The organism is Burkholderia sp. LS-044 (genome assembly GCF_004803625.1).
GTDB lineage: Bacteria > Pseudomonadota > Gammaproteobacteria > Burkholderiales > Burkholderiaceae > Burkholderia > Burkholderia cepacia.
The window spans coordinates 275324-301093 of the sequence record NZ_SSWO01000002.1 but is presented as its reverse complement, the minus strand read 5'-3'; the positions used below and the strand labels follow the sequence as shown (position 1 = coordinate 301093).

Genomic DNA, 25770 nt, shown 5'->3' with positions numbered 1-25770 from the left:
TTCCTGCGTGCCTTACGCCTCAAACGAGTTCGATGACGGTCACGGTCGCGTCGCCCTGCGGCGCGAATCGTTCCGCGTTCGCTTCGATCCGTGCCAGCTCGTCCATCGCGGCCGAGCACGCGAATCCGTATTTCTCGCGGACGCGATCGGACGCGATACCCAGTGCGCGTCGGGCTCGCTCGACGAAGTCGTCGAGCGCGTACTGCGTCTCGGGCGTGAAGAATTCCGACACGACGGTCGAAGGCGAATAGCAATTTGTTTCCGACTGATCGGGCCAACGAACCCGAAAATGCATGACCGGCATGATTCCTCCTCATTCAGTGGACACGACTCGCGCACGCTGCGCCAGCCGGGCCCGGTAGATATCCAGATGCCTTCGCGCACTCGCTTCCCATGAGTAGCGGTTCAGCACTGCGGGGACGGCATGTACGAAATCGGGAACACGCCGTCCCGAGAGCGCGTCGCGCAGCGCGTCGGCGATCGAATCCACATCGCCGGGATCGGCCCACACACACGCGTGCTCGTCCAGATACTCGGTAAAGGGTTCGATTTCGGACACGATGACGGGCTTTCCGCAAGCAAGCCCCTCGAGCACGACCAGACCGAATCCCTCTCGGATCGACACCATCGACACCACGTCGGCACAGTGCATCAGCGCGACCAGCGCCGCGTCGTCGAGCGGCCCCGTCGACACGACGGGTTCGTCGACGCCGATCCCCAGCCCGAGGGCAGCGGCGCGCGCGACGAAGCGGCGTGCGTATGCGTCGTGATCGAGCAGGCTCGCGCCGCCCGCGATCACGAGCCGTGCATCGGGCATCGTGCCGCGCAGCCGGGCGAACGCCTCGAGCAATGCGATCGAGTTTTTCCGCTCCTCGATCCCGCCGATCGCCAGGACAATCGGGCCGCCGTACAGGCCGTACCGCTGCCGTACCGCCTGCATGTCCTCCTGGTCCGCACGAGCGAACCGGGCGACGTCCACGCCGTTGGGCACCACGCTTGCGTCGACCCCGAACGTCTTGAGCATCGTGGCCGCCCACACGGCGCTCACGCACAGCACCTGGTCCGCCGCGCGCCACGCACGTTCCTGCCAGCGCTCGAGCTGCGGGTCGTCGAATACGTCGAGGTGATGCACGGTCCGTACGAAACCGTCTATTGCGCCCGACTGCCGCAACTCGGCCAGCGCATTGCCCGTGATGCTGTCCTGTGCATGCAGGACGTCGAACCCGCCCGCCTCGTGCTCCTGCAATGCGTGCCTGATCGCGGCAATCCGCGCGGACACCATTTCCGCGATGCTGCCAGGGCGGCCATCGACGCGTGCCAGCACGACGCGGCACGGGACATCGCGGAACATCGCCTCGCCCGGCGCGGCCGGCGCGAACACGGTGACGTCGCTTCCCGCTTCGTGCAGCGCACTGGCGAGTTCAAGTGCGTGCACGACGCCGCCGCGCGGATTCACCGAATGGGTCAGCAGCGCGATGCGCAACGCATCGCCGCTCATCGGACACCTCTGCCGCCGGTCATAAACGGTTCGATCCCGAAATCCCACAGCACCGCCGTTTCGCCCGCCTCTTCGACGACGACCTCGCGCGTTGCGTCGATATCGCCGATCACGGCGCACGCGAGCCCGCGCGCCGCGAAGCGTTCCACGATCGCGTCGGCATGCGCCGGCCGGACCGACATCAGGAACCCGTAGCTCGGAAAGGCCGTCAGCCAGCGATCGAAATCGACGCCGGGCGGACGCGGGATCGCGTCGAGTTCGATGTGCGCGCCGACGCGCGAGCATTCGACGAGCATCAGCGCCGTACCGAGCACGCCCGCCATCGAGATATCCTTCGCGGCATCGCACAGCCCGTCTTCGGCCAACGCCGGCAGGATCTCGAGATCGCCGCGCAGCCGGGCCGGCGGCGCGCCGACCGACGCATTCCAGAACGGATAAGGATCCTCGAATGCGCCACGCAGGTCGACCGCCGCCATCAGGCGATCGCCCGGCCGCGCGCTGAAGCTCGACAGCAGCGCGCGGGCCCGGCCCAGGATCGATACCGCAAGCTGCCCCTGCGCGCTGCGCGTGTTGCTGTGGCCGCCGACGATCGGCACGCCATACGCCGACGCAGCCGCGGCCATCCCGGCGAGCACCGGCCGCGCGGCGTCGATTCCGTCGCTCCACAATGCATCGACGACGGCGATCGGCCGCCCGCCCATCGCGTAGATGTCGCTGATGTTCGCCATCACGCCGCTGTACCCCGCGAACCACGGCATCGACTCGACGAAATCGCCGACCATGCCCTCGATCGCAAACAGCAGGTAACCGTCCGCGTCGGGAATCGCCGCGCAGTCGTCGCCGAGTGCCACCGCCTGTGCAAGATCCCGCTCGCCGTTCGGCAATGCCGCTGCGAGCGATGCGACCACGCCGGAGATGTCGTGCTTGTGCTGGAAGCCGCGACTTGCGCGCAGCGTTGCGATGCGACCGTCGACACTCATTGCCGCACCTCCGAGCGCAGGACGAAACCCTCGAACGGCGTGCCGCACGGCGGATAGTGCGCCAGCCGGGCCTGCATCAGTTGATGAGGACGTCCGAACAACGTTTCCTCGCCGAGCGCATCCCAGTGAAGCCGACGAAACAGCGGCACGTTCTGCGATTGCACGTGTGCGACGAAGGTCCGGCAACCTTCGGCATGCGCGCTGCTGACGGCAAGTGCGATCAGCATCGAGCCGATCCTGCCCTGCCTGCGAAACGCCGGATGCACCGCCAGCCGTGAGCCCATCCAGGTTCCGGGCACGGTTTCATGAATCCGCACCGTGCCGACCACCTGCTCGGGCAGCCCCGCGCAGCAGCTGACTGCGACCAGCAGTTGCGCGTGGCGATCGATATCGTCGCGATCGTCGCCGGCGAAGATCCCCTGCTCGATACAGAACACCGCCCGGCGCAATTTGTACGCTTCGTCGATTTCCCACGGAAGCGCCGCCCATTTGATCCGGTATTCGGCGGGCCGGTAGGTGTCGCGGCAGTCGGCCAGTCCCATCTCTGCGCAGTACATGCTCACCCCTCGTAGGTCGAAAGCGACGAGCAGGCGCCGCACTTTCCGCAGCCTGCCTTGATGTCGGCGGAGCGCATGCCGGCGTCGCGCAGCATGGCGCCGAGCGGTTCGAGCACCGCCCGCATGAACTCCGGCGACGGCGCCGGATGACTCTCCAGCGGCGTGCCGCTGATCGGGACGAACGGCACGACGAACGGATACACGCCCAACCCGATCAGTTCGCGCGACATGTCGAGGATCGCCGCCGCGCTGTCGCCGAGCCCGGCGAGGATGTAGGTGCTGACCTGGCCGCGGCCGAACACGCCGACGGCCGCGCGGAATGCCGCCATGTATCGGGACAGCGGCACGCTCGCCTTGCCCGGCATGATCCGTTCGCGCACCGCCGGGGTCACGGCTTCCAGATGCATGCCCAACGTATCGATCCCGCTTGCCTTCATCCGGTCGAACCAGCTGTCGTCGTCCGGTGGCTCGCATTGCGCCTGGATCGGGAGATCGACGGCCGCCTTGATCGCGAACGCGCTTTCGCACAGCACGCGCGCACCGCGATCCGGCGTCGGCGGTGTGCCGGTCGTCAACACCATGTGCTTGACGCCGTCGAGCAGGACCGCCGCGCGCGCAACCTCGGCGAGCTGTTCCGGCGTCTTGCGGGCGATCGTCCGGCCGGCCGCGAGCGACTGGCCGATCGAGCAGAACTGGCAGGTCTTGCGCCGGCTCTCGTAGCGAATGCAGGTCTGCAACACCGTGGTCGCCAGCACGTCGGCACCATGCAGCGTCGCGATGTGCGAATACGGCACGCCCTCCAGTGTCTGCAACGCGTAGAAGCGCGGGCTCGACGGAAAGCTGATGCTCGCGATCGGGATCGTGCCGCGCGAGAGCAGGCTGACGCCCGCCGCATCGGGCGCCGCCGCGACGAACGGCGAATCCCACGCGGTACTCGTGTGCACCGGCACCATGATGGTCACGCCGTCGACCGTCACGGCCTTGTGATCGGACGGCCCGGCGCCGCCGCGCCGGCTCGCGGCGCCCACCCGCGGATCCGCGAGGCGCAGCCCGACCGACTGCAGTTCAGTCATCAATTGCCGGCTCTGCACCGACGGTTTCGCGTTCGCGCTCATGGCAATGTCCCTCGAAGTCGCGTGCGGCCGGCACGCCGATCCCCATCGGGGTCACCGTCGTCGCCGGCCGATCGCTGATGGCAAGACTCAGCAGTTCCGGCCGCGCATAGTGGCCGACCGAATCCATCATTCGCTTGCGCTTGGTGATCAGCGACATGTCCAGGTCGGCGATCACCATCCCTTCGCCCTCCCGCAAGGGCTCGGCCAGATGCTGCCCCTCCGGTGACACGATCGCGGTATTGCATCCGCCGCGCAGGGCCTTCTGCAGATTCGGATCGCCCGTGATCGACTCGATCTGGGCGTCCGTCAGCCAGCCGGTCGCATTGACGACGAAGCAGCCCGCTTCCAGCGCGTGGTGGCGGATCGTGACTTCGATCTGTTCCGCAAAGATCGGGCCGACCAGCGAGCCGGGAAACTGACTGCAATGAATTTCCTCGTGCTGCGTCATCAGCGCATAACGGGCGAGCGGGTTGTAGTGCTCCCAGCACGCGAGCGCACCGACCCGTCCGACACCGGTCTGCGCAACCTTGAGTCCGGCCGCGTCGCCCTGCCCCCAGATCATCCGCTCGTGAAACGTCGGCGTGATCTTGCGGCGCTTCACCGCGAGGCGCCCGTCGACGTCGAAGATCAGCTGCGTGTTGTACAGGCTGCCGTGGTCGCGCTCGTTCACGCCGAGCACGACCACCATCCCGTGCAGACGCGCGCGCTCCGCAACGGCATGCGTCACGGGGCCCGGCACCGCCACGGCCTGCTCGTACAGCCGCATGTGATCGGCACCGGATGCGACCGGTGTCCGCACGAACGAGAAGTACGGGTAGTACGGCACGAATGTTTCAGGAAAGACGATCAGCTGGACGCCCTTGCCGGCGGCCTCGTCGATCGCCGCGCAGACCTTGTCGAGCGTGCCGCCGGCGCGTTCCAGATCGGGAGCGATCTGGACGGCTGCCGCCCGGACGATGCGTTTGTCGGACATGATGGCACCCGTCATTCGATCAAACGGTCCAGGTATGGATGACCAGCGCGTTCTCCTTGCGGTGAAGCAGCTGGATATCCAGCACGTCGAGCGGATTGATCGGTCGAATGCCCTCGATCAGCGACGCTTCGCCATGCCCGTAGAGCGCCTGCAGCGCAAAACGGCACGCGTAGACTTTCCCGCCTTCTTCCATGAACTTGACGAGTTGCTTGTTGAAGTTCAGATGACCGGGAAACGCCTCGTCGCCGAGCGTCGGAAACCCGCGCTGGAGGCCGAGCGTCACGCCGGGGCCATAGAGCAGCACCGACGTCTCGAATCCTTTGCGTTGCAGGCGAGTCGCCTGCAGCAGGTTCACGAAGCCGATCGATCCCTCGAACGCAACCGTGTGGAACGTCACGAGCGCTTTCTCGCCCGGTTCCGCCTTGACGTCTTCGAACACCTTTTCCTCGTAATCGACGAGGAAATCTCCCTTCTTGTGCAACGGCTGATTGACTGCGGGCATGGCACGCTCCGTTTGATAATGAGTTCAGTGATATTCCCGAACACTTTCGAGTCCGGGCGATCTCATTAACGCAACGCATATGCCAACCAGGCACAGACCTGATGCGATCACTCTCCGATCATTCAATCGATAAATGCCGATGCAGCCGGTCCGATCCTTGCGTGACCGAATGCGGTTCGGACAGGAAGTGGCCCGTCCGGGCGACGGCGCGCACCCGTGTGAAGCAACCAGCAAGCATGCGTGCGCATCGAGCGTGCATCCATGCATCAATCCGATACATGATGCGATCAATGCAATCATCTGGCTTCAGAATGGCGATATAGATATTTCCGATTAATGCGCCATGCTAACGTTTTGATGAATCATCAAATGGAAACAGGTATGGATTACATAATCCATCATTGGTCGAAGCGACTCCTGGAAAGCAGGAAGCCGGCGTACCTGCTGATCCCCGACCTGATCGAGGAAGACCTGGCGGCGGGCCGGCTGAAACCACGCGACCGCCTACCCGGGCTGCGCGATCTCGCCGGTGCGCTGAACCTGAACTACACGACGGTAGCCCGCGCGTATGCTGAAGCCCGCAGGCGCGGCTTGCTCGATACACGGGCAGGAAGCGGTACATTCGTGCGCGGCCCAACCCGGACGATCCCGCTGTCGGGCGGGAGCAGCATCGAGATGTCGATGAACATGCCACCGGAGCCGCCCGAGATGGCCGGGCGACTGCAGGAATCGGCTGCCGCATTGTTCGCCGCGGCGGACCCTTACCAATTGATGCGATATCAGGATTTCGGCGGCACACCGGCGGATCGCGCCGCCGGCCGCGCATGGCTGGCCAATCGCCTGCCCGGCTGCAGCAGCGATAGCGTGCTCGTTTGTCCGGGAATCCACAGCGCCCTCGTCGCGCTCGTTTCCCGGCTTGCGAGCCGCGGCGACTCGATCTGCCTCGATTCACTCGCTTACCCCGGCATCAAGGCCATCGCATCGCAACTGGGCGTGCGGTTACAGCCGCTGCCGCGGGACGACGACGGGCCGTTGCCGCATGCCTTCGAATCGCTCTGCCGAAGCGGACAGCCCGCTGCGCTGTACTGCAACCCGACCCTGCAGAACCCGAGCACGCTCACGATACCGTTCCGGCGCCGCGAAGCGTTGGCCGATATCGCCACACGCTACAACGTGCCCATCATCGAGGACGATGCCTATGCGATGCTGCCGCAGAGCGCGCCGCCCCCGCTGGCGCTGCTGGCGCCAGAACTGACCTACTACGTGACCGGCATGTCGAAGAACTTCGGCGCCGGGTTGCGCATCGCTTACCTGCTCGCGCCGACGGTGCGCGAAGCACAGCGGATCGCCGGCGCACTGCGCGCCACGACCGTGATGCCGAGCCCGCTCACGATGCTGCTGTCCACCCAATGGATCAACGACGGCACGGCAAGCGAGATGCTGGCCGCGATTCGATCGGAGGCGCATGCACGGCAGGCGATCGCGGGCCGGATTCTCGGCGCATGGCCTTTCGATGCCCACCCCGACGGTTTCCATCTCTGGTTGCCGATTCCGCGCGAGTGCCTATGGACCGCACCTGATCTGGCGCAGCATCTGCGGAGTCGAAACGTCGCTGCCGTGGCGAGCGCGGCATTTTCGACGGACGGCGACCCGCCGGCGGCGATCCGTATCTGCCTTGGCGGGCCGCAGGATCGGGAGCAGTGCCGGGACGGCCTGGAACTCGTCGCGGATGCACTGACCGACGCGCATCATCTTTATGGTGCGGCGATGTAGCGGCCGATACCGCGTCGAAGACAAATGGGCGAACCCCCGGTTCGCCATCGCGCTCGACCCGCGACCGTTAGAACTTGTGGCGAATGCCGATCCGTGCCGCAGTCTGAAAACTCGTGCTGGACGGCGATCCGAGCGCTGCTTCGATTTGCGCGCCGTGTGCATGATCATGCGCGAGCGCGCCAACAAAATACACGTCCGTTCGCTTGGAAATGAAGTAATCCGCCCCGATGGTCACCTGGTTCGCGCTACCGACGCCGTTGTTGCGCTGTTGAAACTGGAACCCTGCTCCAAGCGAAATATCGGGCTTGACAAAGTAAGTCATGCCACCGTCGTAGGTCAGCGCCCGAGCCTGGGTGCCGCTGCTCAACTGAACATCGGTCACGACACCAAAAATCTGCGCTTTCCCCAGGCTGTAGGTTGCACCGCCGGCGTATTCGGTCAAATTCGCGGAAGTCGTCGCGTTATGCTGCTTGAAATACGACAGCGATGCGGCGAGCCCGCCTTGGCTGTAGTTCAGCAGAAAATTCATCGAGCTGTTGGTGCCCAACGAGCCGGCGACGTTGCCGAAACCATACATGGCGCCGACACTGAAACCCGAAATCGTCGGCGAAAGATACTTCACCGAGTTGTTGACGTTATCGCCCCACAGTCGGTTATCGAGCGTATATCCGCCAGCCGCATACGCCGGGATTCCCCACCCCAGGATGCCCGCTGCCGTATTTCCCGCAATCGAGTACGCCGGAAAGATATCGCCGATGAAGTCGTATTGCCGCCCGAGCGTCAGCGTGCCGAAGCGTCCGTCAAGGCCGACGAAGGCTGCGCGATTGAACAAAAGCCCGCTCTGCGCCAAGGCCCCGTTGGAAAGTTGAAAGCCGCTTTCGAGCGTGAAGATCGCCTTGAGTCCGCCACCCAGGTCCTCTTTACCCGTCAGCCCCCAGCGATCTCCCTGCGAAGACCCGGATGCAAACTGCACGAGCGCGCCATGTCCGGTGCTCGATGCCGCATTGTTCGTGTACGTAATACCCGCATCCACCAGCCCGTACAGCGTCACTGAGGACTGTGCATGTGCCACGCCGCATCCGACCGCGGCGCACACCACCATGCTTCGCTTGATGACCGTATTCATATCGCTTTCCTAATTTTATGCGTAGCTTTCGTTGACGAAAATGACTGAGGAAAACGTCCCGCTGGAAATGCATCGGAATCGTTTGGTCAATGGGCAGGCGTGTCCGGGTAATCCTTCAGCTTGCCTCGCTACAACGAACAGTCTCGGCACGTCCGCTTCCCACTGCGCGTCTACTCTATGAGCACCGTTTTTTGAGCCCCATCGTTAGAAATATCGACAGGGAAAACTTGGCCTGAGCCCGCGATCACGAAATGCGGGCGCCCTCGCGAACGTCCCTTCCGATCTGCAATAGGCAGTGGACCTGACTGCGGCATGAATACAACGGACAGGCAATGGCAGTGAAGTTCGTTGCTGATCGGGATTTTTTGCCTTGCTATGCTTGATGTGTAATGCGAACCAGTCTTTCGAGGCTGTTGCGCATGCTGTCTCCTGATTCCACCTACCGATGAGGCACCCTTGAAGCCACAAGTTCACGATCTCACGCTCGACGAACTCCGACTTTTCGGTGACATCATCGGGCGGCTCGAGGAGCTCGGGCCGATCGTGGATGTCAGGCGCGTCGTTTTGTCAGACCTGACCCGGCTGCTGCGATCCGATTTCTGCGTCTCCTACAACTGGGATGCCGAAAAAGGGATGTACGCCGACCCGATTGCAGTCAATGTCGACTCGGATCACGTGCGTCGCTACACGAGCTGGTACCAGCACAATGACCCGATGACGGCGCAACTCTGCAAGCGGCGCAGGGCCACGTTGGTGGAAGAAGTGATGGACCGGCCTGCACTGGAGAAAAGCGAGTTCTACAACGAGTTTCTCGCGCAGGATGGGTTGCATCACGGGATCAACGTGTTTGTCTTCGACGGCGAACGCCAGCTCAGCGACCTGAGAATCTGGCGAACGAGGAATCGGCCTGAGTTCGAGATGCGCGACAAACTCGTGCTCGATGCGATCGAGCCGTTCCTTTGCCGCGCGATCAAACGCCGGACAGGCAGCGCGACAGGGCTCACGGACCGTGAGAACGAGATCGCCCAGCTGGTCGCAAAGGGTTGTACCGATCAGGATATCGGCCGTCTTCTCTGCATCAGCCTGTCGACCGTGCGCACCCATTTGCGGCGGATCATGGACAAGAAGGGATTCTCCAACCGCGCGGAGCTTGCTGCCTGCGTCGCCGCGGCCGGAACGACCCCGCCGTCATGACGATTGAACGGCGCGGTCGACGGCCACGTACGCGCGACGCGGCGAATCGTCCGATACAAGAGACTAAACCGCCAATACGGTTTCGTACCGATGCCGGCACGAGCCCCCCAACGCTCACCGCGGCACTTGCATGCAGCGCACGTTCGAGTACCGGCCGGGCGTCGGGTGACAGCCCCTCCCACACCGTCGAATAGGGAACAGCCAGGCGAAAGCCACGTGTATCGTCGACCGCGGGAAGCGTTGAACCGTTTCCGGACAAGATCTCGTCCAGCAACATCACGTCGGCGACGGTGCGGGCGATCGGGCCGACCGTGTCACGCGTGGGCGATATCGGCACGACACCTCCGGACGGATAGCGTCCGTGCGTAGGACGAAAGCCGACCAATCCACACAGCGCGGCCGGTATGCGCACCGATCCGCCCGTGTCGGTGCCGAGCGCCGCCGGCACCGCACCACTCGCCACCAGCACGGCAGACCCGCCGCTGCTTCCGCCTGGAATTCTGGACGGGTCATACGCGTTGCGGGCCGGGCCGAAAAATCCGTTGTCGCTGGTGCAGCCGAAAGCGAGTTCGTGCATGTTGGCTTTGCCGGCGGCCAACGCGCCCGCGTCGATCACGCGTGCCACGACGAGTGCGTCAGCTCGAGGTACGGCGTCGCGGAGCGCTGCCGTTCCCGCGGCGGTCGGCATGCCCGCGCAGTCGATGTTGTCCTTGATGGCCAATGGAATGCCGGAAAGCGGCAACCGGCCCGTTCGGGCTATGAGCGATTCATCGTGTTCCCGCGCCGCTTGCAACAGCGCGTCACGGTCGAAAAACACGAACCCGTTCAGCGACTCGGTTTTGGCGTGTTGATCCACCAGCGCCTGAACGTATTCCAGGCAGGAGATCTCGCGTCGATCGATCGCGCCTTTTGCGTCGACGACTGAAAGCCGCGGCAGGGTTGGCATCTACGTCTCTCGTGCATTTCGGTCTTCGTAGATTGCGCGTCGGCTTTCTTGTAGCGCATCTTCAGAAATGACGATGGCGTAGCCAACCCTGGCAGCGCCCCTCTTCGCCGCGGATACCGCCCCCCGGCCGACGCAGGCGGCCTCGATCGAGCGAGTCCGCGCAACGATCTGAAATCCGCCTGCGCTTCGACGGACGTTCAGGCCGCGTCGATGTTCGAGACGGAATGCTTCGACGTCGCAGCGGGCACCGTTTCATCGAGAAACATCCCCACGAGCGCGCTCACCAACGACACGCCCCCGACGATCAGCATCGGATAACCCAGACCGAACGTGTCGGCAAGCCCGCCTGCAACCACGGGCATCAGAACCCCGCCAATGAGTTCACTGACAGCGGTCGGAACGCCTACGGCCGAACCGGTCAGCGTGGACGGTACGGATTCGCAAGGAATCACGGCAAGAAAGAGAGGTGCGATGCCGAAGCCGCAAATCCCGGCAGCAAAGAGGTTGACGAACATCACGATCGGAGAAGCGTGACAAAGAACGAACGCCAACATCAGGATGCCATAGCAAGCCGCCGAGACGACGAGCACGATACGCCGCCCGAGCCGATCCGATATCGCCGGAACGGCGACCATTCCGATAAACCCGCCGAAACCCCATCCGGAAATGATCAAGCCGACCGTGCCGAGGTTGAGGCCCGCGACTTTGGTCAGATAGAGCGCGACGAACGTCGAGAACACGAACAGGCCCGTCTGGAAGAGCGATCCGATGACCGTGGTCAACCAGATGTTCTTGTATCTCAGCACGGTCAACGGGCCGCCCGAGGCCGCCCGGACCTGCTTGTCGCGACCGGCCTCCGTCTTTCGCATGGTCCTGCCGATCAGGAACGTCAGCAAAAGCCCCGGAATACCGAGCACGAAAAACACCCACTCCCAGCGCATGTGCATCACGAGCTGGGTAGCGATGATCGGTCCAAGGCCGATACCCAGAAGCGGGAAAAACGATTGATGAATGCCCAGATTCAAGCCGCGCCGGTTCGGTGTCGATATTTCGTCGATCGTCGCGACGCTGGCGCTGAAGACGCCGCCCTCGCCCACGCCAAGGAGGCCTCGCACGAGCAGCATGCCGTGGAACGACTTGGCGACGCCGGTAAAGGAGGTCATCACCGAGAAGAAGATCGAAGACCCCAGCAGAATCTTGCGACGCCCATGGCGATCGGACAGACTCCCGAGCACCCATGTCGAAATGGCCCAGGTCAACGCGAGAACCGACGCGATTGCGCCTGCCTGCGTGTTGTTCAATTTGAGCTCCGGCAGAAGAACCGGAAACAGATACACGATGACCAGACGATCGAGCCCAACGATGCCGAACAGCACCGCAAGAAAGATGACCATCTTCCATTCGTATTCTCTATTTTGCTTGTAGTTCATATCGACATCCTAAATATATCGTCGTGATTGAATGGCTGTTTTTTCAAAGAACACCATCCCGCTTCAATCGGTATCGAGCCGATACGGCAGCGACACGAAAACCTCCGTCCGGCTCGCCACGGAATCGCATGGCGAGCCCGACAGGCCGCTACCGATCTCCGCCACTTCTCGCGAGCTCCGGCGAGCAACCGTTGTCCGACGATGTTTGATCATCGGCGACCGTCTCCCCGGCGAGGCCATCGAGGATCTCGGTGACCGGAGGGCGCGGTCGCCGGTCGATCAGCAACCGCAGAACGTCAGGCCGCGAGTAATGCCCCACGGGATCGAAAACGCACTTCGAAAGCGATTGCATGCCGAGGTCGATATCGGCGTAGAGCAGGCCTTCCGCGGTTTCGTCGATCTTGTCGAACAGTTCCGCCCCGTCGGGCCCGTATCCGACGCTATGGCCACCGCCTGCCCGCAACAGCTGACGTTTGTCCTCGGTGTCGCAAAGGCTCTCGACCATTTCCTCGGTGACGACTGTCGAAGGCGCGAGGACGAAGCAACCTCCTTCGACGGCATACGTCCGCGAAACCGCGTTGTTCACCTGGTGGCTCAATGCGCTGGCAAATTCATAGAGCGAGAAGCTCGGCCAGGCCGCAACGTGGACCTGTTCGCCTTGCGCATACATTGCGGCCTTGGTCAAAGGCTGCACGTGTTCGGCACAACAAAGCCCGCCGAGCTTTCCCAACGGACTGTCGATTACGGTCAGGCCACTGCCCTCCCCGTCACCGAAGACCGTCCGCTCGAGATGGGTAGGCTTGAGTTTCTGTCGTTGCAGGAGGGTTTCTCCGTCGGGGCCGATGATCCATTGGGAGATATATAAGGAATGGCCCTTGCGCTCCGAGAGTCCCATCACCACCGTGATGCGGTTTCTTCTAGCCGCGGCCCTCAGCGCATCGGCTTCCGGACTGTCGTAGCTCAGCGAGTTGTCGAAATATCGCTGAACATAGCCTTTGCTCATATACCAGGCCGGTGTACCCAGCCAGATGTAGAACGGGTAGCCCGGCAGCCACACTTCAGGGAACGCGATCAGGGCGGCGCCGGCCTGCGCCGCCTCTTCAATCAGGCGTATGGACTTTTCGATTCCGGCTTGAAGATCAAGGAACGCCGGGGCGGCCTGCACGACGGCCGCCTTATATTGGGGATGGTTGAGAGCCAAGATACTCCTCCACGACTCGCGGGACGGGACGCCCGCAACGTTGTAGAGGAAGTGTCCGGGGCCAATATGGCGGACGCTTGACTCTGACAGAACAGGATTTTTACTTATGCTGCCAGCCGGCGGGATTACCGCGCGGCCCGCTCAGGGGCGATTCAACCAACGTCGCGATGCTTCGCACGGTAGTCGCGCGCAGACACGCCAAAGTGACGTCGAAACGTACGACTGAAATGCGATGCATTATTGAAACCCCAAGCCATCGCAATATCGGTAATCGAGCGGTTAGCGTACGCGCGTTGCCGAAGCCACTCGCCGCACCCGTTGAGTCTGGCCGTACAGATGGTCTCGCCGATCGACTCCCCGGCCTCGGCGAACAGTCGATAGAGGTAACGGCTGGAAACTCCCAGTTCATCGGCGATCAGTTCGGGTCCCAGTTCCGGGTCGTGAATCCTGTCCTTGATCAACGCGCGCGCCCGCAGCAGATGCATCTCTTTCACGTTGGATCTGGGCAGCGGAACCGTGTTGAAATAATCCGCCAACGCCAGCGCGACCAGGTTGGCGGACACATCGCCAAGCCTCTCGCAAGCGGTCATCGCGCCTTCGTCTGACGAAAGCACTCGGTGCAGCGACGCGATATGGTCCGCGGCGATACGACGTATCCCGGTGGCCGCAGGAATACGCACCGCGGTGTGCTGCCGGCCGCACGGCACCAATTTCTCCAGCGCCTGGCGGGGAAAGCGGATCGTGTAGTGCTGTCCGGAAAAATGCCAGACGAAATGGCGCGACGAGTCGAACAGCACCATGTCGGTAGGGTCGACGAACGCGGTGCGGGCATCCTGCTCGAGTGCACCTCGCCCTTCGATCTGTATCGACACGAGCAGGTAGTCGTCCGCCGTGCGCCGCACGTCGTCCCAGTCATGAGCCGCGACGTGATCGACCGCCGAGATCCGCGACACACACACTCCGCCCGTGTTCACGCTGGAAATCTCGCCACGAAATCCCTGATCGGATTCGGTCCTGAAAACCATGGGGACGCAACTGGCCCGAACCTGATCCGCCCATGCCAAAAGCCGGTCGTCGCGATGGTAATGATCCGTGGTCGTCACTTGATTCATGGCACAAGGTTCCGGCGGCAAATACGCGGGAGCGTTACCCCGAACAATTGCGCATCCAGAATCCGCCGTCAATGCGCAGTTGCCTATGACGGCCGCTTCGAAACATAGCTGCGATCGAGCTCGCCCACCGAGCGACAACCGATGAGGGCGAGCGTCCGGTCAGTTTCCCGTTTGATCATGTCGATGACGTCGCTCACGCCGGTTTCCCCTCTGGCAGCCAGCCCGTACAAGGTGGCCCGCCCCAGCATCACGGCGTGGGCCCCCAGCGCGACCGCCTTGACGACGTCGGCCCCCGTCCGGATACCGCTGTCGAGAATGACCGTCGTGCCTGAGGTGCGCTCGACGATATCCGGCAGCACGTCGGCCGTCGCGGGCAGGTCGGCGAGTTGCCTGCCGCCGTGGTTCGAAACGATGACGCCGTCCGCGCCGAGCGCGACGCACCGCGCGGCATCGTCGGCCGTCACGATGCCCTTGACGAGGAGCTTGCCCGGCCATTCGTCCCGCAAACGGCGCAGGTCGTCCCAGCTGAAGCTCGCATCCATCTGCCGGCGAAGAATCGCTGCCTGGGAGGCGGTGTCCGATGCATCGTCCGTGGCGAAATTCTTCAACTCCGGCATGCCGTTCATCAGATAGGACCAAAGCCAGCGCGGGTGCGACAGTCCGTCGACCGCCGCACGTGCACTTGCCTTGAACGGCATGGCAAAGCCATTGCGAAGATCGCGTCGGCGAAAGCCGTTCACCGCGACATCGGCGGTGAGGATCAAGGTCGAATAGCGAGCCGAACGGGCACGATTGACCAGACTCTTCGCGAGGTTGCGATGAACGACGTACAGTTGAAACCACAGGTCTCCGTCGGCCCCTTTTGCCACCTCTTCGATGGACATGTTGGAAGCCGTCGATAGCGCAAACGGAATACCAGCCTTGCCCGCTGCGCGCGCAAGTGCGAGGTCGCCCTTCGGCCAGAACGCACTATTGAGGCCCGTCGGCGCGATCACCAGCGGTAATGGAATCAGCCGCCCTAAAAGCGGCACCGACTGCTCTCGCGTGCTGACATCCGACAGCCGGCGCGGCAACAACTGCAACCTGTCGAACGCCGAACGGTTATGCGTCAATCCCGATTCGTCGTCCGCCGCGCCTTCCAGATAGTCGAACACCATGCGTGGCAACCGCCGTCTGGCTTCGTCACGATAGTCGCTGACGGAGAAAATGCCGGGAAATCCTGTTGTCATGATCGGGGTACTGTCAGAGTAAATCGTGATGCGAAAAGCACGAGACGCGCTGCACGCCGGTTTCGCGCGTCTCCCTCGGTCATTCGAGGCGGAAGACGACCGAGTAACGACGCAAAGTCGAAAGCTAGACGGCAACGCTCCCAACATAGTTTTCCGCCATGGACCTCGCCGCAGTCTCGGACGTAGTCACATGCTCGAGCTCGGCAACCTGCAACTGCTGTTCGAACGGCGAGGCATCGTCGAGACGATGCATCATGCGGGTCATCCAGTAGGAGAAATGCTCGGCGCGCCAGATCCGTTTCAGCGCAAGCTCGCTGTACGAAGCGAGTTGCGCTTCATCGCCGGTCCGGTAATACGCGTCGAGTCCACTGCTCAGGATTCGCACGTCGGAGACTGCCAGGTTGAGACCTTTTGCTCCGGTAGGAGGAACGATATGAGCGGCGTCGCCGGCAAGAAACAGTCGGCCGTGCTGCATCGTCGTCGAGACGAAGCTCCTCATGCCGACGATATTCTTCTGAAAGATCTTCCCGTCGACAACGCACTGACCATCGGCGGAGTCGACGCGTGCGTGCATTTCGGCCCAGATCCGGTCGTCGGACCAGTTGTCGACCGAATCTTTCGGGTCGCACTGGAAATACATGCGCTGAACCGTCGGCGAACGGGTACTGACCAATGCAAAACCGCGATCATGACGTGCATAGATCAGCTCGTCTGCGGACGGCGCACCTTCGACCAGAATGCCGAACCAACCGAACGGATAGACGCGCTCGAAATCGCGGCGAACGCTCTCGGGAATCGCCGAACGGGACACCCCTTGCGAACCGTCGCATCCGATCACGAAATCACAGTCCAGCGTATGTGATTGCCCTCGATGCACGAACCGTATCGACGGGGCCGACGTGTCGATGTTGTGAATCGAGACATCCGCGACATCAAACAGGATAGAGCCGCCTGCAGCAACCCGAGCCGCCACCAGATCCTTGATGACTTCGTGTTGCGCATAGACGGTGATGGCCCGCCCGGTCAATGCCTTGAGGTCGATGCGCCGCCGCTTTCCGTCGAAGGCGAGTTCAAAACCGTGATGCAACGCTCCTTCTGCCTTCATACGCTCACCGACACCGGACGCTTCAAGCAGGTCCATCGTCCCCTGCTCGAGTACACCCGCCCTGATCGTCGATTCGATCTGCTCGCGTCGGCGGGTTTCGAGCACGACAGACTCGATACCTTTCAGATGCAAAAGATGAGAAAGAAGGAGGCCGGCAGGACCGGCGCCAATAATGCCTACTTGAGTGCGCATGCTATCTCCAACTGAAGGTACTGTCGGACGTTTTCCGTCATTCGGTTCAACATGAGCGACATCGTTACGTGCCCTGCGCGGAGCGCGTGACAAACGTCGCCCTCGACACTGATCTCAAGCGCCCTTGATGGGCGGAATATGACGACGCACGATCATCAGGCAGATAAAAACCATCGCCATCGCGGCACCCAGCATGCCCAGGTACGCAGACGCTCCACCCTGCGTGATCACGAAGGCCCCCGCGAACGCGCTGAGAATCGCGCCGAGCCGCCCAAACGCGAGCGCGGATGCGGTCCCGGTCGCGCGAATCTCGGTGGGATAGACGTACGCGCAAAGGGCATACATCGTCGACTGAACCGCGTTCACGAAGAGGCCGTGCAACCCGATTCCGAACACGAGCAACGTCGTGTGGGCAGAGACGTCGAGACCGCGCAGGAAAAGCGCGCTCGCGGACGCCATCAGGCAGCATACGAGCAAAGGCCAGCGCGACCCGAACCGACCGATCGCCACTGCGCAGCCCATTGCGCCGAGTACGCCGCCGAGGTTGTAGGCGGTAAGACCTGAACCCGCCACCGAAGCGCTGAGTCCCTCGCCTGCCAGCATCGTCGGCAGCCAGCTGAATGCGCTGTAGACCGCGACGAGGTTCATGAAGAAAGCGACCCAGATTGCGAGCGTGTCGCGGCCTTGATGGTCCGCGAACAACGCGCGAAAGCCTGGGCGCTGCCCCGCTTTCTGCTCCTTCTGATCGGCGAATACGGCGTGCGGCTGAATCGAGCGGGACATGCGGGACAGCAGGTGACGCAGTTCATTCCAGCGTTCCTGATGACGCACAAGATAACGCGGCGATTCCGGCATGACGAAATACAGCAGGAGCGCCAGTGCGACGGGAAGCGTGCCGCCAATCAGAAAGAGCCCGCGCCAGCCGTAATGCGGAAGCACGACACTCGCGAATAGCCCCGCAAGCATGCCCCCCAGCGGTACGCAAACGATGGTTGCGGTCACCGCGAGCGTCCGCCGGCGAGCGGGCGTAAATTCCGCCGTCATGGTCGTCGCGCTCGGCAGTGCGCCGCCGATACCCAGTCCCGCGAAGAAGCGCAGGACGGCAATGGTCGTCACGTCCGGCGACAGCGCAATCGAACTCGTCGCCAAGCCGAATACCAGCACGCTGCCGATGATTGCCCAGCGCCGACCGAACCTGTCCGCGAACAGCCCGGCGAACGCGCTCCCTATACCCATGCCGACGAGGCCGGCAGCAACGGCGGGCGCAAATGCGTTGCGCGTGATGCCCCATTCCTTGATCAAGCTGGGAATGGCGAACCCGATGAGCTGCCCATCGAAGCCATCCATCACGATCGCAAGCGCGGCGAGCAGGACGACCGTTCGCTGGAACGCCGAGAACGGTCCGTCATCGAGGGCACGGCCGATGTCTACGGTCAGCAGAGGCGGATTACGATCGTTCATTTCGCTCTCCCGGCCAGACCGGCGAAGTCTGAATCGCAGTCCTGCGTAATTCGTTTTCCGACGCGACGGTCGGACTCCAACCGGGCGCGATCGAGCGACGACTCGAAATTGATGACGGGCATTGCAGTCTCCTTAAGCCGGTCGCTCGTCGTTCCAGGAGCGAAGGCGTCTCAACGATATCGGGTTGTTATTGTGTTCGTGCCCACCATCCGGAAGCCCATCCCGTCCATGGTGAGAAACACGTGGCATGACCGCGGCAACGATCAGAATGGATAGTGACGAGGCGTCGTTTGCACGGTGATCCAGCGCAAATCCGTAAATTCCGCGATCCCGGCCTTGCCGCCGAAATGCCCGAAACCACTGGACTTCATCCCGCCAAACGGCATCTGCGCCTCGTCGTGAACCGTCGGGCCATTGACGTGGCAAAGCCCGGACTCGATACGCTTCGCGACCGTCAACGCCCGCGCGACGTCACGGCTGAAGACTGCCGCCGACAGGCCATATTCGTTGTCGTTGGCACAGGCGATGGCCTCTTCGTCGCCATTGACACGAACGATCGCCTTGACGGGCCCGAACGACTCCTCCCGGTAGATATGCATGTCCGCCGTCACGTGATCGAGCAACGTGGCCGGCATGAGCGTGGTCTCGGATTTCCCTCCGCATACCAGGGTCGCACCTTTCGCCAGCGCGTCGTCGATCAGGTCGTTGCATCTCCTGACCGTCGCCATGTCCACGACGGAGCCGAGCACGGTCGGCCCCTTTCTCGGATCGCCAAGCGGCAGGCTCCGTGCCTTTTCCGCCAGTCGCGCGACGAATTCATCGGCGATCTTCGTGTCGACGACGATGCGTTCGGTCGACATGCAGATCTGGCCGGAATTGGCGAACGCCCCGAATGCCGCGCCTTGAACCGCCGCTTCGATATCGGCATCGTGAAGCACCAGAAACGGTGCCTTTCCGCCGAGTTCGAGGACCGACGGCTTCAGATAGTTCGCGCACTGGGTCGCGACGATGCGGCCGACGCGCGTCGAACCCGTGAAGTTCACCCGCCTGACCGCCGGTTCGGCAATGATCGATTCGACGATGTCGCCCGCATTCGCCGGCGCGTTCGTGACGAAGTTCACGACACCGCGTGGCAGTCCGGCGTCCTGTAACGCTTCGATGATGAGGCCGTGGGTCGCGGGGCAGGTTTCGGAACCTTTGAGCACGACGGTATTGCCGCACGCCAGCGGCAACGCGATGGCACGCACGCCGAGGATGACGGGCGCGTTCCACGGTGCGATCCCGAGCACGACGCCGGCGGCCTGCCTCACGCCGAGCGCAAGACTGCCCGGCACGTCCGACGGAATCACCTCGCCGGAGATCTGCGTGATCATCGCAGCCGCTTCGCGCAGCCCGTCGGCCGCAAGCTTGACGTTGAAATCCGCCCACAGGCGGGACGCGCCCGTTTCGGTTGCCATTGCCAGCGCGAAAGCGTCGCCTTTTTCTTCGAGCGCATCCGCGGCCCGATTCAGTAGAGCGCGTCGCTCGCCGGGGCCCATCGCCGACCATGCGGGAAACGCGGCGGCCGCCGCATGCACCGCCGCTTGTGCATCGGCGACAGTCGCGGCCGGTGCCGTAGAGGCAACCGTGTCATCGAGCGGGTTACGGCGCTCGAATGTCGCGCCGTCGCGAGCCATCGCACGCTCGCCGTTGATCAACATCGTTACCTGATTCATTACCGTCTCCTGGAATATTCTTGAAAAACCGGCCTGCCGAATCACCGACTCGCGGTCAGGCCACGACAATTTCGACGACGCGTGTTTTTCCCGAAGACAACGCGTCTTCCAGCGCGGGCTTCAGCGACAGCGCGTCGCTCACTCGAACGCCTTCGCACCCCATGCTGTTGGCCAGGGAAACGAAATCCAGCCCTGGCAGATCGGTGCCCTGTACCGGATCCGACGCGGCGAAGCCGAACACGGGCGCGAATTCCTGCAAGGCGGCGTAGCGCGAGTTATTCAGGATCACGAATGTGATCGGAAGATCGAGCTGGACCGCGCTATAGATCGCTTGCGGCGAATACATCGCCGAGCCGTCGCCGATGAGGCCGATCACGCGGCTGCCGGGTCTGGCCAAAGCGACGCCCACCGCGGCGGGCATGCCGTAGCCCAGACCGCCGCTTGCCATCGTGTAGAACGTCTGACTTCGCGTGAACGGGAGATAACGTTGCATGACGGGGCGCGAACTGGGCGCCTCCTCGACCACGATATCGGCTGCGTTGCGGACTTCGGACAGCGTCTGCAGCGCATAAGCGACCGACATCACTGCCGTGGGCTCGGCTCGCTCGACCGCCTCGCGCGGCGCCGGCAGGGGCCGGCCTCGCGGTGCCGGCCGGGCGAGCAGGTCCACCAGCCCCAGGCGAATGTTCGCCACCACCGACGTGCCGACCGGGGTCCAGGCAGCGGTAGCCGGATCGTCGATGAGCTGGTACAACGCCGCGCCATCGGGCACATGCGGGCCACTGCCTTCGACGTGATACGCAAAAGCCGGCGCCCCGACGACGAAGACCAGGTCATGCCCGTTCAGCATCCGAACGATTTTTTCGCGCATCGCCGGCAGGAAGCCGGCGAAAAGTCGATGATCTTCAGGGAAGCTGCAGCGTGACGACATCGGCGCAACATAAACCCGCGCGTTGTGGCGCTCGGCCAGCTGGATGGCCTCGCTCCACGCATCGGCACGATCGAGTTCCGCGCCGACGACGAGGGCCGGCCGTTTGCAGTCGTCCAGCGCGTCGCCGATCTCCGCGATCCGTACCGGATCGGGGCGGAACCGGGTGCTGATCCGGGTCGCCTCGACGAAGTCGGCCGGCTGATCCCAGTCGTCGACCGGAACGGACACGAACACCGGACCACGCGGCTCCTGCATCGCCACGTGGTAAGCACGGGCGAGGGCCAGCGGAACATCCGCGGCACGAGCCGGTTCAATGCTCCATTTCACATAGGGCCGCGGCAGCTCGGTGGCTTGCGACGCCGACAGAAACGGATCGAACGGCAGAATCGAACGGGCCTGCTGGCCGGCCGTGATGATCAGGGGCGTCCGGTTCTTGAAAGCCGTGAAGACGTTGCCCATCGCGTTGCCGACACCGGCTGCCGAATGCAGGTTGACCAGCGCGGCATTGCCGGTGGCTTGGGCATACCCGTCCGCCATACCGACCACCACTGCTTCCTGCAATCCGAGCACGTACCGGAAGTCTTCCGGGAAGTCGCGGAACATCGGTAGCTCGGTCGAGCCGGGATTGGCAAACACGGACGTCAATTCGAGGCGCCGCATCAAGTCCACGACGGCATCGCGAACGGTCGGCTGCCCACTTGTATTTCGTTGCATCTCGAATCCTCTGCGGTTCGCCACTCAGGCTGGCGGTGATGAGATGAGCCGCAGTATGGGATTCGGCACCCTGTTTGAAAATTGCCAAAAAAGCTCAAAGTCATTACATTTTGGCATGCGTCTATCGGAATGCCGGATCGGCCAATTCCGCCCGGATGCCTTGTCGGAAAAGGCTGTTCGCCGTCATCGGGGGCTCGGCGGTGGCCGCAATGAGCGGGCACCGCGAGCCCTTGCAGGGAAGACACCTAGCTGGCACCGGGCGGCCCGGAATCTCGCTCGCCCCCTTCCCCCCTTTCAATCTGGTTCGACACGATGAGTTTCAATCTGCAGCAGTTGATGATGTTCACCACGATCGTCTCCGCAGGTAGCCTGGGACGAGCCGCGGCCATGCTGAACATGACCCAGCCGGCGCTGAGCAGATCGATCAAGCGGCTCGAGGAGTCCGTCGGGGGGGCGCTTTTCGAGCGTCACACCAAGGGGATGCAGCTGACCGCGCTGGGCGAAGCATTGATGCCGCATGCGATCTCGCTGCAAAGAGAAGCCGAACAGGCGCGCGAGGAACTGGACGCGATGCGCGGCCTGGCGAAAGGCGTGATCAAGGTCGGCGCGGTGGGCAGCATAGCGAGCCTCGTCTTGCCGATGGCCATCGCGTGTGTGCTGGAGAAATGGCCCAATCTGCGCGTCGAGGTGATCGAAGGCGTGTGGGATCGTCTCGTCGAGGGCCTGCTCGCTTATGAAATCGACCTGGCGCTTTGCACATCGGGAATCGAAACCGAGGATGTCGCTGCGATCTCCGATTGTTCATGGACCGACAGGAGTTTCGTGGTCGCGGCACTCGATCATCCGTTACGGGCGAAGCGTGGCCTTCGACTCGACGACACATTGACACAACGGTGGGCACTCACGCCCAAGGGAACCGGACCTTATGCCCACATGCAGGAAACCTTCAGGGCCCGCGGCCTGCCAATGCCGGCCATCGCGGTCGAGACCCGTTCGGTCACCGTGCTCAAAAGCCTCGTAGCGCGATGTGGCTTTGTCTCGTGGATGGCCGAACCGATGTACGACACCGAAAGCAAAGCGGGCGTCATCGACGCTCTGGATATCGAGGGCCTGGATGCGCAACGCACCCTGACGGCATTCCGGCGCCGGCGAGGCACGCTACCCGCGCCCGCCGTCAAGCTGCTGGACGAATTGCGTCACCTGACGGGGTCTTTGCGCAAGGAAGGGCAAAGCCTGTCTTGATGGCCGTGAATCGGGCGTGCCCGCGAGTCGTGCGTTTTGGCATGACCCAACGCACACCCGGCCTTGTTCAATGGAAATCAGCCATAAATCATTGAACTAATTGATTTTATAAGAACAACCAAGCATCAAACATCCGGATCCGGAATCCGCGCCGACTGAATCACAACCAGCGTGTCCCCTGCCTCGATCCTGCAAGGCGGGTCCTCGTAGAACGAAAAAATCTTCCCGCACCGATCGAGCCCGACGACGATCGCACCCGGCACGACGTTCGTCATGCAGCCGACCTCTTGCGGCATCGCCTCGCGCTCCAGCAGCGTCGCGCGTCCGCGCGTCGACAGCATGTCGTTCACGAACGGCACGATATAGCGGCTATGCACGGCGTCCGCGAGCAGCAGCGCGCCGATCTTCGTCGACGACACGATCACATCGGCGCCCGCCTGCCGCAGTTGTCGCTGGTACAGGTTCTCCTGGATCCGAACGACGATCTTCGTATCGGGCGCGATGCTGCGCACCGACAGCGTCAGCAGGATCGCGGTCGGATCGTCGGTCACCGAAATGATCACCGCCTTCGCCGAACGCACCTGCGCCTGCTGCAGCAGATCCTCGTGCGCGGGATCGCCGAGCAGCCCGGTCACGCCGAGCGACGTCGCGGCCTCGAGCGCCTGCTGCTGCGAATCGATCACGATGACCGTCGCCGGATCGACGCCGCTCTCGAGCAATTCGCGCACCGCGATCGAGCCCGACAGGCCATAACCGCATACGACGATGTGATCGGACAATTGCTTTTGCAGGCGTTTCATGCGGAATTCCTCGACGACGCGCTGGATCACGAACTGATAGGCCGTGCCCAGGAAAATGAACCAGATGACGATGCGGATCGGCACGATGAAGAACGCATCGATGAGGCGCGCCCGTGCGGTGACGGGCACGATGTCGCCGTAGCCGACCGTCGCGACCGTGACCATCGTGAAGTACACGAGATCGGCGACGGTCATCGGCGTGCTCTTGGTCGAATCGCGCAACCCGTCGCGATCGAGATACAGCACGAGGAACGCGAGCGTGCACAGCAGCGCGACCGCGCCGAGACGGAACAGCAGTGTGCGGCGCGGCGACGTCGCGCGACGCGTGAACAGCGTGCGCGCGCGCGGCGCCTGCCACGGGTTGCGCGCGCGACGCAGGCGTGAGCGCAACGAGCGGCGCTGGGCGGAGGGCGATGCCAACGGGGAATCTCCTGAAGGATGCGGGCTCGATTCTACGATGGGTCGGCCGCGACCGGCCGACGTCATCGCATCGATTCATCCGTTACAACATGCTGCGCGGCCGCACCATCGTCCCGTCGACGAAGCGCTGCGCGCGAAATGCCGACAGGTCGAGCGACGGCGCGCCGGTGTCGATCCATTCGGCAAGCAGCCGCCCGACGATCGGCCCCATCGCGAAACCGTGGCCGCAGAACCCCGTCGCAATCGCGAGCCCGGACGGCGTGCCCGGCGCATCGATCACCGGAATGCCGTCGGGCAGCACGTCGATCAGGCCCGCCCAGGCCTCGACGATCTGCGCGTCCTTCAGCGCGGGAAAGATCGTCTTGAGTTTCGCGAGTGCACGCGGCGCATGCGCGCGATTCGGCTGCGGCTGCGGATCGCGCGGCTCGATCGGCCCGGTCGCACCGTTGATGCGCGCAAGCGCATCGCGCCAGGCAGCCCCGTTCACGTGCAGCCGGAATTTGTCGCGCTGCGACCAGAACTCCGGCCAGAACAGGCTCAACCCGCGCAGGTGGCCGAGCGTCAGGTCGACGTCGACCTGCATGTCGTCGGCGAGATTGATCGCGCCGTTCTTGCGCTGCCGGATGCCGAGGCCGTGCCCCCACACCGTCGACGCCGACACCGGCGGCACCACATTGGTGCGCATGCAGGTGCCGCGGACGGCCTGCTGCGGCAGCCGGATGCCGACGCCGTCGAGCAGCCGGAAGCTGGTCGCGCCCGCCGCGCAGATCACGCGCCGCGTGCGGATCGTGCCGCGCTCGGTCACGACGCCGACCACCGCGCCGCCGGCCGTCTCGATCGCGGTCACGCCGCAGCCTTCGAAGAAGCGCGCGCCGGCCTCGACGGCACGCGCGGCGAACGCGGCAGCCACCCGGCGCGGCTCGGCCTGCCCGTCGGTCGCGGTATACAGCCCGCCGAGCGTGCGTGCCTGCGGCGAAAGGCCGCTGACGCGCTCGTCGATCTGCGCGCGCGTCAGCGTGCGCGTGTCGAGTCCGTGCTCGCGCGCGACCGCGAGCCACGCGTTGAACGACGCCCAGTCCGTTTCGTTGTCCGCAATATAAAGACAGCCGCCCTGCCGCCATTCGAGATCGAAACCGAGGGTTTCCTCTAACGTTTCCCAGATCCGCATGCCGGCCATCATCAGCGGCACCTCGGCAGCTTCCCGGCCCTGCTGCCGCACGAAGCCCCACGCCCGTGTCGACTGCTGCCCGGCGATACGCGACTTGTCGAGCACGACGGCCTTCAGGCCGCGCAGACCCAGGTAATACGCGGCTGCGCAGACCCAGGTAATACGCGGCTGCGCAGCCCATGATGCCGGCGCCGGCGATCACGACGTCGGCGTCGGCCGGGAATGGCGTATCGCCAAGGGTCAGGGCATCGTGCAGCGGATAGGTGGTTGTCATTGTTTCCTGTCAGGGGTTAATGCATCCGGATACGGGCGGCGGTGGTAACGTCGTGACACACCTTTCACACAAACGCACCTTTCACGACGCTGAATAACGACCATTTTGCGGT

22 protein-coding genes and 1 pseudogene are annotated in these 25770 nt (G+C 63.4%); 3 read left to right on the top strand and 20 right to left on the bottom strand.

What is annotated here, in order from left to right; all coding sequences use genetic code 11:
• Positions 1–19: 19 nt before the first annotated feature.
• The 7 genes from E9536_RS06495 to E9536_RS06465 are packed head-to-tail and all read right to left on the bottom strand — an operon-like array spanning position 20 to position 5625.
• A complete protein-coding gene (locus E9536_RS06495; protein WP_021156903.1) occupies positions 20–304 on the bottom strand; it encodes an MSMEG_0570 family nitrogen starvation response protein in 285 nt (94 codons plus the stop codon).
• Between the two features lie 9 nt (positions 305–313).
• Positions 314–1498, bottom strand: a complete 1185-nt coding sequence (locus E9536_RS06490) for an MSMEG_0565 family glycosyltransferase (RefSeq protein WP_136469518.1) — start codon at positions 1496–1498, stop codon at positions 314–316.
• On the bottom strand, positions 1495–2478 hold the full coding sequence (locus E9536_RS06485) for a sll0787 family AIR synthase-like protein (RefSeq protein WP_136469517.1): 984 nt from the start codon (positions 2476–2478) through the stop codon (positions 1495–1497). Before E9536_RS06485 ends, E9536_RS06490 begins: the two co-directional genes overlap by 4 nt.
• A complete protein-coding gene (locus E9536_RS06480) occupies positions 2475–3035 on the bottom strand; it encodes an MSMEG_0567/Sll0786 family nitrogen starvation N-acetyltransferase (RefSeq protein WP_006408568.1) in 561 nt (186 codons plus the stop codon). The genes E9536_RS06485 and E9536_RS06480 overlap by 4 nt, the downstream gene beginning before the upstream one ends.
• A 2-nt stretch (positions 3036–3037) precedes the next feature.
• A complete protein-coding gene (locus tag E9536_RS06475) occupies positions 3038–4108 on the bottom strand; it encodes an MSMEG_0568 family radical SAM protein (RefSeq protein ID WP_027789320.1) in 1071 nt (356 codons plus the stop codon).
• On the bottom strand, positions 4101–5123 hold the full coding sequence (locus tag E9536_RS06470; protein ID WP_136469516.1) for a Nit6803 family nitrilase: 1023 nt from the start codon (positions 5121–5123) through the stop codon (positions 4101–4103). The genes E9536_RS06475 and E9536_RS06470 overlap by 8 nt, the downstream gene beginning before the upstream one ends.
• A 19-nt stretch (positions 5124–5142) precedes the next feature.
• Positions 5143–5625, bottom strand: a complete 483-nt coding sequence (locus E9536_RS06465) for an MSMEG_0572/Sll0783 family nitrogen starvation response protein (protein ID WP_006405208.1) — start codon at positions 5623–5625, stop codon at positions 5143–5145.
• Between the two features lie 381 nt (positions 5626–6006).
• Between E9536_RS06465 and E9536_RS06460 the strand changes: the two genes are divergently transcribed.
• Positions 6007–7398: a PLP-dependent aminotransferase family protein gene (locus tag E9536_RS06460; protein ID WP_136469515.1), complete on the top strand. Its 1392-nt coding sequence runs from the start codon at positions 6007–6009 to the stop codon at positions 7396–7398.
• Between the two features lie 67 nt (positions 7399–7465).
• Here E9536_RS06460 and E9536_RS06455 read toward each other — a convergent pair whose 3' ends face one another.
• Complete coding sequence (locus tag E9536_RS06455) at positions 7466–8524, bottom strand: porin (RefSeq protein WP_060319573.1); 1059 nt, start codon at positions 8522–8524, stop codon at positions 7466–7468.
• A gap of 456 nt (positions 8525–8980) precedes the next feature.
• Here E9536_RS06455 and E9536_RS06450 point away from each other — a divergent pair, with 456 nt between their 5' ends.
• Positions 8981–9718: a helix-turn-helix transcriptional regulator gene (locus tag E9536_RS06450; protein ID WP_136469514.1), complete on the top strand. Its 738-nt coding sequence runs from the start codon at positions 8981–8983 to the stop codon at positions 9716–9718.
• Here E9536_RS06450 and E9536_RS06445 read toward each other — a convergent pair.
• The 10 genes from E9536_RS06445 to mdlC all read right to left on the bottom strand — a co-directional run bounded on the left by E9536_RS06445 (position 9639) and on the right by mdlC (position 21754).
• Positions 9639–10664, bottom strand: a complete 1026-nt coding sequence (locus E9536_RS06445; RefSeq protein ID WP_136469513.1) for an amidase family protein — start codon at positions 10662–10664, stop codon at positions 9639–9641. The two genes, E9536_RS06450 and E9536_RS06445, sit on opposite strands and share 80 nt — an antisense overlap.
• A 197-nt stretch (positions 10665–10861) precedes the next feature.
• A complete protein-coding gene (locus E9536_RS06440) occupies positions 10862–12094 on the bottom strand; it encodes an MFS transporter (RefSeq protein WP_211097454.1) in 1233 nt (410 codons plus the stop codon).
• Positions 12095–12242: 148 nt separating this feature from the next.
• Positions 12243–13295, bottom strand: coding sequence for a carbon-nitrogen hydrolase family protein (locus E9536_RS06435; RefSeq protein ID WP_136469512.1), 1053 nt, complete (start codon positions 13293–13295; stop codon positions 12243–12245).
• A 152-nt stretch (positions 13296–13447) separates the two neighbouring features.
• Positions 13448–14407 carry a helix-turn-helix domain-containing protein gene (locus E9536_RS06430; protein ID WP_060319571.1) on the bottom strand — a complete coding sequence of 320 codons (960 nt, stop codon included), beginning with the start codon at positions 14405–14407 and terminating at the stop codon, positions 13448–13450.
• An 83-nt stretch (positions 14408–14490) separates the two neighbouring features.
• On the bottom strand, positions 14491–15636 hold the full coding sequence (locus E9536_RS06425) for an alpha-hydroxy-acid oxidizing protein (RefSeq protein ID WP_027789326.1): 1146 nt from the start codon (positions 15634–15636) through the stop codon (positions 14491–14493).
• A gap of 124 nt (positions 15637–15760) precedes the next feature.
• Positions 15761–16933 (bottom strand): 4-hydroxybenzoate 3-monooxygenase, encoded by a 1173-nt coding sequence (locus tag E9536_RS06420; RefSeq protein WP_136469511.1) that lies wholly within the window; start codon positions 16931–16933, stop codon positions 15761–15763.
• Positions 16934–17047: 114 nt separating this feature from the next.
• Complete coding sequence (locus E9536_RS06415; protein WP_136469510.1) at positions 17048–18394, bottom strand: MFS transporter; 1347 nt, start codon at positions 18392–18394, stop codon at positions 17048–17050.
• On the bottom strand, positions 18391–18516 hold the full coding sequence (locus E9536_RS42535; protein ID WP_257942981.1) for a hypothetical protein: 126 nt from the start codon (positions 18514–18516) through the stop codon (positions 18391–18393). The genes E9536_RS06415 and E9536_RS42535 overlap by 4 nt, the downstream gene beginning before the upstream one ends.
• Positions 18517–18657: 141 nt before the next feature.
• A complete protein-coding gene (locus tag E9536_RS06410) occupies positions 18658–20109 on the bottom strand; it encodes an aldehyde dehydrogenase (RefSeq protein ID WP_136469694.1) in 1452 nt (483 codons plus the stop codon).
• A 55-nt stretch (positions 20110–20164) separates the two neighbouring features.
• A complete protein-coding gene (gene mdlC, locus E9536_RS06405; protein ID WP_060319566.1) occupies positions 20165–21754 on the bottom strand; it encodes a benzoylformate decarboxylase in 1590 nt (529 codons plus the stop codon).
• 312 nt (positions 21755–22066) lie between these two features.
• Here mdlC and E9536_RS06400 point away from each other — a divergent pair, with 312 nt between their 5' ends.
• Complete coding sequence (locus E9536_RS06400; RefSeq protein ID WP_060173526.1) at positions 22067–22996, top strand: LysR family transcriptional regulator; 930 nt, start codon at positions 22067–22069, stop codon at positions 22994–22996.
• Between the two features lie 125 nt (positions 22997–23121).
• On the opposite strand, the gene E9536_RS06395 is transcribed toward E9536_RS06400, so the two are convergent.
• Together E9536_RS06395 and E9536_RS06390 are read right to left on the bottom strand one after the other, a co-directional pair.
• Complete coding sequence (locus tag E9536_RS06395; protein WP_027789331.1) at positions 23122–24216, bottom strand: potassium channel family protein; 1095 nt, start codon at positions 24214–24216, stop codon at positions 23122–23124.
• 82 nt (positions 24217–24298) lie between these two features.
• Positions 24299–25658: pseudogene (locus tag E9536_RS06390) on the bottom strand (FAD-binding oxidoreductase).
• Positions 25659–25770 lie beyond the last annotated feature (112 nt).

Bases quoted from the DNA above. Each gene is read 5' to 3' on its own strand.
- mdlC (WP_060319566.1), bottom strand. From the start codon at position 21,754: ATGCAACGAAATACAAGTGGGCAGCCGACCGTTCGCGATGCCGTCGTG.
- E9536_RS42535 (WP_257942981.1), bottom strand. From the start codon at position 18,516: ATGCCCGTCATCAATTTCGAGTCGTCGCTCGATCGCGCCCGGTTGGAG.
- E9536_RS06425 (WP_027789326.1), bottom strand. From the start codon at position 15,636: ATGACAACAGGATTTCCCGGCATTTTCTCCGTCAGCGACTATCGTGAC.
- E9536_RS06485 (WP_136469517.1), bottom strand. From the start codon at position 2,478: ATGAGTGTCGACGGTCGCATCGCAACGCTGCGCGCAAGTCGCGGCTTC.
- E9536_RS06415 (WP_136469510.1), bottom strand. From the start codon at position 18,394: ATGAACGATCGTAATCCGCCTCTGCTGACCGTAGACATCGGCCGTGCC.
- E9536_RS06465 (WP_006405208.1), bottom strand. From the start codon at position 5,625: ATGCCCGCAGTCAATCAGCCGTTGCACAAGAAGGGAGATTTCCTCGTC.
- E9536_RS06420 (WP_136469511.1), bottom strand. From the start codon at position 16,933: ATGCGCACTCAAGTAGGCATTATTGGCGCCGGTCCTGCCGGCCTCCTT.
- E9536_RS06410 (WP_136469694.1), bottom strand. From the start codon at position 20,109: ATGAATCAGGTAACGATGTTGATCAACGGCGAGCGTGCGATGGCTCGC.
- E9536_RS06430 (WP_060319571.1), bottom strand. From the start codon at position 14,407: ATGAATCAAGTGACGACCACGGATCATTACCATCGCGACGACCGGCTT.
- E9536_RS06495 (WP_021156903.1), bottom strand. From the start codon at position 304: ATGCCGGTCATGCATTTTCGGGTTCGTTGGCCCGATCAGTCGGAAACA.
- E9536_RS06400 (WP_060173526.1), top strand. From the start codon at position 22,067: ATGAGTTTCAATCTGCAGCAGTTGATGATGTTCACCACGATCGTCTCC.
- E9536_RS06440 (WP_211097454.1), bottom strand. From the start codon at position 12,094: ATGAACTACAAGCAAAATAGAGAATACGAATGGAAGATGGTCATCTTT.
- E9536_RS06490 (WP_136469518.1), bottom strand. From the start codon at position 1,498: ATGAGCGGCGATGCGTTGCGCATCGCGCTGCTGACCCATTCGGTGAAT.
- E9536_RS06455 (WP_060319573.1), bottom strand. From the start codon at position 8,524: ATGAATACGGTCATCAAGCGAAGCATGGTGGTGTGCGCCGCGGTCGGA.
- E9536_RS06445 (WP_136469513.1), bottom strand. From the start codon at position 10,664: ATGCCAACCCTGCCGCGGCTTTCAGTCGTCGACGCAAAAGGCGCGATC.
- E9536_RS06460 (WP_136469515.1), top strand. From the start codon at position 6,007: ATGGATTACATAATCCATCATTGGTCGAAGCGACTCCTGGAAAGCAGG.
- E9536_RS06470 (WP_136469516.1), bottom strand. From the start codon at position 5,123: ATGTCCGACAAACGCATCGTCCGGGCGGCAGCCGTCCAGATCGCTCCC.
- E9536_RS06475 (WP_027789320.1), bottom strand. From the start codon at position 4,108: ATGACTGAACTGCAGTCGGTCGGGCTGCGCCTCGCGGATCCGCGGGTG.
- E9536_RS06480 (WP_006408568.1), bottom strand. From the start codon at position 3,035: ATGTACTGCGCAGAGATGGGACTGGCCGACTGCCGCGACACCTACCGG.